Source organism: Mariniflexile gromovii, from assembly GCF_017814435.1.
In the GTDB taxonomy this organism is placed as follows: Bacteria; Bacteroidota; Bacteroidia; order Flavobacteriales; family Flavobacteriaceae; genus Mariniflexile; species Mariniflexile gromovii.
This window is the reverse complement of sequence record NZ_JAGJCB010000024.1, coordinates 42019-49572: the sequence shown is the minus strand read 5'-3', so window position 1 is coordinate 49572 and position 7554 is coordinate 42019. Positions and strand designations below refer to the sequence as shown.

Below are 7554 nucleotides of genomic sequence, written 5' to 3'. Positions count from 1 at the left end.
CTTGAACAACCTGAAGCTTAAAAGAAATCGAATAATCTTTTTGAGTACGCTTTACATACCCACTGTTTTCTGGTGTTTTCATTACACTAAGGTTTGAGTGTATCGCTATTGCCGGACGGGACATTTTTTTCAATAAAAAAAAACCAACTGAATAAGTTGGGTTTTTAGTTTTATAAGTAATTTACTGACTGGATTTAGTTCACTTCTGGCAAAAAATTATATTTTTTACCGTAATCTAGCATTTGTTCAACAAATGTTTTAGGATGCTCTACGTTCACTTCAATTATTTCGCCTGCGTCGTTTGTTTTTGCAACCAACACAGGATTTACATAACCCGTATATGGTGCCGATTTAAATTGTTTGTTACGCTCCAAAACTTCAGCATGTATTTTTTGATCTACTTTTACACCATAAGTTTCAACTAAAGTTTCAGCCGCTTTAAAATCGCCTTCAGATTTTATACGTTGTGTTTCGCGCAATAATTCTCCAAAAAGCTCACGAAGTTTTACATAGTTGTTTATATTAAAATAGGTTTTTCCGTTTCGGGTAATTTTCTCTATGACGTTATCGGCTTTTCCTTTTTCAAAAACCCAAGCAGAAATCCATTGTCTGTTTCGCATGTGCGCTTCTTCAATATCATCGCCTAAATTTAAGCGAATTAGTTGCATTAAAAGTCCGTTTCTAATATAATCGTTATAAGCTGCTTTTCCGGTTTTTTTCCAATCATCGGTTAGTCCCAACTCTTGAATTTTACTATCGTACAAATAGTATAGCGCCACCAAATCGGCACGACCTTCTTCAAGTGTAGACGCGTAATTTTTTAAAGTTTCTTTGGTTTCGCCAACATCAGGGTTTAATTGACCCGATGCATGCCCAACCACTTCGTGTAAAGCCGTATGTAATTTATCGGCCAACTTACTGTAAACTTCCTCTAAAGCCAACTCTTCTTCATCGTTCACAAACTCTTTCAATCTATCGGAACTTCCTGCGTTATTACTGGCATCTACAATATTCCCTAAAGACACCGATTTGCTTCCTACAGCGGCACGAATCCAGTTGGCATTTGGTAAATTAACACCTATAGGCGTACTTGGTGAGGCATCACCCGCTTCACCCGCCACATTAACCGTTTTATAGGAAACACCTACCACATTCTTCTTTTTATGAGGTTCCATTAAAGGTGAATTGTCTTCAAACCACTGGGCGTTTTTTGAAAGCACTTCCATTTTTTTCGACATATCGAAATCTTTAATTTGCACAATAGTTTCATAGGAACCTCTATATCCTAAAGGATCGTTATACACTTCAATAAAACTATTTATATAATCGATATTGCCTTCGGTGGCAGCTGTCCATAACACATTATAATCATCCCAAGTTTGTAAATCGCCTGTTTTATAATATTCAATTAACAAACCTAGCGCATTGCCTTGCGCCTCGTTTTCGGCAACACCTTTTGCCAATTCCAACCATTTGATAATTTCATCAATGGCTGAACCGTATAACCCTCCCGATTTGTAAACGCGTTCTTTAAGCACACCGTTTTCTTTAACCAACTGAGAGTTTAAACCAAAAGACAAAGGTTTAGCTGGATCTGGAGATTTTTTAGCTGCATAAAATGTTTCAACATCTTTATTGGTAACGCCTACTCCATAAAAATTAACTGCCGAAAGCGCTACATTATCAACTCCTTTAGCTTGATTTACTTTTTTTGCATCCACGTCGTTAAAAATAACATCAAATGCTTCACCTTCTAAAACCGTATTGGTTTCAGCTAGTAATTGTTTTAAATAATCGGCTGAAAATTCGGGTTTAATTTTATCGTTTGAATAATGGTGATGAATACCATTACTAAACCAAACCCGCTTTAAATAAACTTCAAAAGCATTCCATGCTTCAGAAGATTTATCGCCCTTAAAATTGGTATAGATGTTTTCTAAAGCCTTTCTAATTTTAAGGTTGTGTCTGTAATTTTGGTCCCACATAATATCGCGTCCAGATAAACCTGCTTGGGTTAAATAATAAACCAATTTTTTTTCTTTTAAGGTTAAGTTTTCCCAACCCGGAATTTGGTAGCGCAATACTTTAACATCGGCAAATTGATCAACATTATATTCAAATGTTGGCTCACTTGCTTTTAAATCTTCACTATTTTCTTTAGTTTTATCATTTCCACAGGAAAATACCAGTGCTCCAATAAGCACAAAACTCAATATTGATTTTAGTTTCATTTGTTTTAAATTATTTTTTCTTATAAAAAACGGCAATTAATCAATCTAAATTGTTGATTATATTGATTTCTGCGTTTTAAATTATTGAATATTTATTTTTATCACTACAAATGTAATAATTTATTAACGAGAATTTAAATTTGTTTATCTTTGATTATCATCTTTTCAAAAAAAAAGTAAAATGAAAGTTTTTAAGTACATCGCATTTTTATTATTAATTGCCATCATTGGAACCGCCATATACATTTCGGTGCAACCTAACACGTTTGAGGTTAGCAGAACCCGAACCATGAAAGCTCCTGCCGCGGTTATTTATAATAACGTTATAGATTTTAAAAACTGGAAAGATTGGTCGTCTTGGGTTGAAGCAGACCCTAACATGAAAATTACCTACCCGAACCAAACTAAGGGTGTTGGCGGTTCGTACACTTGGGAAGATAAAGATGGTGTTGGCACCATGAAAACGATGGAAGCCATTGCCAATGCATTTATTAAACAACAAATGCAGATTGCAGAATTTCCTGCATCTGACATCACTTGGGTTTTTCAACCCAATAATGATGGCAGTACCGATGTAACTTGGACTATTTCCGGCAAAGATTTACCATTTGGCTTTAAAGCCTACAATGTTTTTACAGGTGGCATGGACAAACAAATTGGCCCACATTACGAACGCAGTTTGGAAAAATTGGACAGCATTGTTGTTGCAGAAATGAAAAAATATAGCATTACCGTAAATGGCATAACCAACCACAGTGGCGGCTACTATTTATACAATACCACATCATGTAAAATAAGCGAGTTGGAAAGCAAAATTGACGACATGTTACCTAAAGTAATAGCCTATGCCAAGAAAAACCACATTAATATAGCCGGTACTCCTTTTATAAATTATATGAAATGGGATGAAGAAAACAATGCCGTTATATTTTCGTGCTGTATTCCAACTGCAGAACAAGTGATTACTGCTGAAGGAGACGATATCATTACAGGAAAAATGGAAAGTTTTAAAGCCGTTAAAACAACGCTTAAAGGAAACTATAGCCATTTAAAAGAGGCATGGGAAACTGCTATGGCTTATATTCCAAAAAACGGTTTAGAATTTGCTGAAAATGGGCCTATGATAGAAACTTACTTAAATGACCCAACAAACACACCAAATCCTGCCGATTTGCTAACCGAAATTTACATAGCCGTAAAAGAAAAAGATACCATTGAATAAATGAAGAGCATTTTACTTGTTTTTTTTGGCGGCGGTTTTGGCAGTGTACTTCGTTACCTTATTGGAAAATACCTAAACAATCCTGAAAACGGGATTCCTTACGGCACTTTTTTAGCAAACATTTTAGGAAGTTTACTTATAGGACTTATTTTAGGTTTTGCCGCTAAAAACGATTCGTTAACCCAAAATCAAACCTTACTGCTTGCCACAGGATTTTGTGGTGGTTTCACAACATTTTCAACCTTTGCTTATGAAAACCACGTGTTTTTAAAATCGGGCGATTTTTTAAGCTTTGCCATTTACACCATAGCGAGTTTTACGGTTGGTTTTTTAGCCGTGTTTTTGGGTATGTTTTTGGTGAAGTGAAGTTTTTAATTGTATTGAAAATACTGAATCACAAAAGGCCAAAGGACTAAAAACCAGTTTCGAAAAAGAAGAAAACCATAAATCAATCCAATCTTTCAAACCTAAAAACAACATCGCCCTGTTTCACATGAAAGAATTTACAGTTGGAATAATGTACAAACTCAAAAGCTTCATGATAATTAAAAGCATCCGTATCAACTTTAAAAAGCGCTTGTACATCTACATTTCCAACAGGTGAAATCCTTCTAAAAAAATATTCTAAATTATTATCTGTTTTATGCAGCTCAAACCAAGCTCCTGCGGCAATACCTGGTAACCATTGTGCATTTTCGTGTAAATCATGAAGAGGTTTAGGTTGTAAAGTGCCAATAAAATTAGGTGTGTGGGTTTTAAGTTTATCTAAAAAACAACGTATGTTCTCACTTTTTTGAGAACCCTTAAATGTTGAAACCACACCCATTTCACTCACTTCAAAAGCACATGCTTCCGTATTTGCCAATAATACATTTCCAACGGTACTTGGCGTAAACCATTTGGAGGTTTCAAGGTTCTTTTTAATCGTTTTATCAGTAAGTGAAGCTATTAAAGTATCGGTTACAAAGCGTGCACAATTGCAAGCATCTTTTATAAAAGCAGCATAACGTATAAAGTGTTTTTCCTGCATGCTGGTAATATGGGTTCTTGCCTTACCATAATCAATAGCATTACAAACTGAAGCTATCATTTTTCCATCGCCGTGTGTTAGTTTAGGATGGGTAGCCAAAAACCCTAAAATAGTATTTAAGTTAACAATTTTATCGTTTTTTATTTCTGCAACTAACGGGAAATGCAACTCATTATCGGTATCTGCCCCTCTAACTCGACCAGTAGGTTCGGGTGTGATGTAACGTCCAAAATCATGGTACTCTAAAATGCCCGTTTCTTTATTTATAAGCACCAAAGCCGCATGACCTGCTCGTAAATAATTCTTTTTGCCCACACCTAAAAATCTTAAAAATGGAGAAAACCATTCTTTAGACACCATTACAATAGTTTCTGGGTAAGCTAAAGTTAAAATAATGCCAGTATTAGTCATTTACTGCTGTAGGAAGTTGAAAAGTTTTACTTGAAATGGTTTTATTTTGAAGATTTTCATGGTACATCTCAAGGGAGTCACCAAATTTTTCAATTTGTGTGATGCTAGTTGTTTTCACAAAACCACGATTCATAATAACACCATAATCCTTATTTTCCGGTTTTGTTTTTTTATGAAATGCCAACAACGACTGTGCATTCAAAATATGATCATCTCTAAAAGCTTCAAACCACTGCTGGCGTTCTAGTTTCATTTCAGTTGTATATAATGTGGAAGACGACCAAATTTTGGGCTCTAAGGGTAATTCCTTAAAATGTTTTTTAACACCATCCCAAACCAATTCGTAAAACTTGAGTGTAGAATTCCAATCTACAATAATCATGGTAAATGGCTCTATATTGGTTAAACTATAGGTTTCAACAGCTGTTAAAATGTTTTCAGAAGTCAAAAAATCTAAAGCAATAATACCTCTACTTTTTGAATAATCTTCCTTACGTTCGTGTACACTAAATGCCCCATTCAAAACACAAACCACTCTATTTTTCTCACTTAAACCAATCCATGTACCACCGGAACGTTTATCCATAGGAAACAAAAGATTGATATCTTCATTCATATAAAAATCTGGAGGTAGCGAAATTCTATTAGGAGCCTCGTCTCTATTGGAGGTCAATACAAAATCATTTCCTCCTTTTGGAATAATTGTTACTGTACACATAAAAACTATAGTCTGAAAACAGATTAGCAACTTACAAAAAACAAATAAACTTTAACGTGTTTTTAAGAGCGAATCACCGTAATAAATCGTTTGAAAATTCGTAAATTTGTGGCCAATTTACTGATAATTCAATAACAAAAACAAACAAATCATGGGAAAAGGTTTTTTTAATGTACCAATTGCTATTAACGAACCTATTAAAAGTTACGCACCGGGAACACCTGAACGCGACGCTGTATTAAAGGCTTATAAAGAGATGTACACCAGCAAAGTAGATGTACCTTTATATATAAACGGGCAGCATATAACAACAGGAAATACCAGAACCATGTCGCCTCCACACGACCATAAACACGTGGTAGGAACTTATCATTTAGCTGAAAAAAAACATGTAGAAGATGCCATTGCGACTGCTTTAGAAGCAAGAAAAGCATGGTCCTTAATGCCTTGGGAACAACGTGCTGCCATATTTTTAAAAGCAGCCGAATTGGTTGCAGGCCCTTACCGTTATAAAATTAATGCTGCTACCATGATAGGGCAGTCAAAAAACATATTTCAAGCAGAAATTGATTCGGCTTGTGAGCTTGTAGATTTTTTACGTTTTAATGTACAATACATGACGGAGATTTACAGTGAGCAACCTAAAAGTACCAGTGATGCTTGGAACCGCGTTGAATACAGACCTTTAGAAGGGTTCACTTATGCAGTGACACCTTTTAATTTCACTGCCATTGCCGGAAATTTACCCGCATGTATGGCGTTAATGGGAAATGTTGTAATTTGGAAACCAAGTGATAGCCAAGTGTATTCAGCCAAGGTAATTATGGATATTTTTGAAGAAGCCGGAGTACCTCCTGGAGTTATTAACGTGGTTTTTGGCGACCCTGTTATGATATCTGAAACCGTATTGTCAAGTCCAGATTTTTCGGGATTACATTTTACAGGTTCTACCTTTATTTTTAAAGAACTTTGGAAACAAATAGGCAACAATATACACAACTATAAAACCTACCCAAGAATTGTTGGGGAAACTGGCGGAAAAGATTTTATCATGGCCCACAAAAGCGCGGTACCCAAACAGGTGTCTACAGCTATTGTTCGCGGTGCTTTTGAGTTTCAGGGCCAAAAATGTAGTGCTGCTTCCAGGGCTTATATTCCGAAGAGCCTATGGGCTGAAGTAAAAAAACTGATCATTGAAGATGTAAAATCATTCAAAATGGGTTCACCGGAAGATATGGGTAATTTTATAACAGCCGTAATTCATGAAGGTTCTTTTGATAAATTAGCTAAGTATATTGATGCTGCCAAAAAAGATGCCGATGTTGAAATTATTGCTGGTGGCAATTACGATAAAAGCAAAGGTTATTTTATAGAACCTACGATTATTGTAACAAGCAATCCGAATTATACAACCATGCATACCGAGTTATTTGGCCCTGTAATTACTATTTACGTTTATGAAGATGATGCCTATGCAGACACGTTAGAATTAGTAGATAGCACCAGCGAATATGCCCTAACAGGAGCAATTTTAGCTACAGATAGATACGCGATTACTCAGGCAACAACCGCATTACAAAATTGTGCAGGAAACTTTTATATTAACGATAAATGTACGGGTGCCGTTGTAGGGCAACAGCCTTTTGGTGGCGCACGTTCTTCTGGAACGAATGATAAAGCTGGAAGTCCACAAAACTTATTACGTTGGGTATCCACGAGATTAATAAAAGAAACCTTTGTAACACCAACAGATTATCGTTACCCGTTTTTAGGGGAATAAAAAATAAATTGAATATTATCCTTAATCAATCATAATAAAATTAACCATGTCAGGTCGAGCGCAGTCGAGACCTCGTTTTGAAGTTATTAAGGTTTATTACCTTTCGATTCGCTTTGCGAGCTAACTTCAACCAAAACTTGTTTTGTTTTCGGCAATGCTCCA

The 7554-nt window shown here is 35.6% G+C and carries 6 protein-coding genes; 3 read left to right on the top strand and 3 right to left on the bottom strand.

Features of this window, described 5'->3' with window-relative positions:
- Window positions 1-194: 194 nt before the first annotated feature.
- Window positions 195-2231 carry a dipeptidyl-peptidase 3 family protein gene (locus J8H85_RS17020; protein ID WP_209656637.1) on the bottom strand — a complete coding sequence of 679 codons (2037 nt, stop codon included), beginning with the start codon at window positions 2229-2231 and terminating at the stop codon, window positions 195-197.
- A 181-nt stretch (window positions 2232-2412) separates the two neighbouring features.
- Between J8H85_RS17020 and J8H85_RS17015 the strand changes: the two genes are divergently transcribed.
- Together J8H85_RS17015 and crcB are read left to right on the top strand one after the other, a co-directional pair.
- Entirely contained in the window at window positions 2413-3453 is a 1041-nt protein-coding gene (locus tag J8H85_RS17015; RefSeq protein ID WP_209656635.1) for an SRPBCC family protein, read from the top strand.
- The gene (gene crcB, locus J8H85_RS17010; RefSeq protein WP_209656633.1) at window positions 3454-3819 is read left to right on the top strand and encodes a fluoride efflux transporter CrcB; all 366 of its coding nucleotides are present in this window, start codon (window positions 3454-3456) and stop codon (window positions 3817-3819) included.
- Between the two features lie 82 nt (window positions 3820-3901).
- Here crcB and J8H85_RS17005 read toward each other — a convergent pair whose 3' ends face one another.
- Complete coding sequence (locus J8H85_RS17005; protein ID WP_209656631.1) at window positions 3902-4894, bottom strand: DUF6695 family protein; 993 nt, start codon at window positions 4892-4894, stop codon at window positions 3902-3904.
- Complete coding sequence (locus J8H85_RS17000) at window positions 4887-5612, bottom strand: NRDE family protein (protein ID WP_209656629.1); 726 nt, start codon at window positions 5610-5612, stop codon at window positions 4887-4889. Before J8H85_RS17000 ends, J8H85_RS17005 begins: the two co-directional genes overlap by 8 nt.
- 151 nt (window positions 5613-5763) lie before the next feature.
- On the opposite strand from J8H85_RS17000, the gene pruA reads away from it, so the two are divergent.
- A complete protein-coding gene (gene pruA, locus J8H85_RS16995; RefSeq protein WP_209656627.1) occupies window positions 5764-7392 on the top strand; it encodes an L-glutamate gamma-semialdehyde dehydrogenase in 1629 nt (542 codons plus the stop codon).
- Window positions 7393-7554 lie beyond the last annotated feature (162 nt).

Bases quoted from the DNA above. Each gene is read 5' to 3' on its own strand.
- crcB (WP_209656633.1), top strand. From the start codon at position 3,454: ATGAAGAGCATTTTACTTGTTTTTTTTGGCGGCGGTTTTGGCAGTGTA.
- J8H85_RS17020 (WP_209656637.1), bottom strand. From the start codon at position 2,231: ATGAAACTAAAATCAATATTGAGTTTTGTGCTTATTGGAGCACTGGTA.
- pruA (WP_209656627.1), top strand. From the start codon at position 5,764: ATGGGAAAAGGTTTTTTTAATGTACCAATTGCTATTAACGAACCTATT.
- J8H85_RS17005 (WP_209656631.1), bottom strand. From the start codon at position 4,894: ATGACTAATACTGGCATTATTTTAACTTTAGCTTACCCAGAAACTATT.
- J8H85_RS17000 (WP_209656629.1), bottom strand. From the start codon at position 5,612: ATGTGTACAGTAACAATTATTCCAAAAGGAGGAAATGATTTTGTATTG.
- J8H85_RS17015 (WP_209656635.1), top strand. From the start codon at position 2,413: ATGAAAGTTTTTAAGTACATCGCATTTTTATTATTAATTGCCATCATT.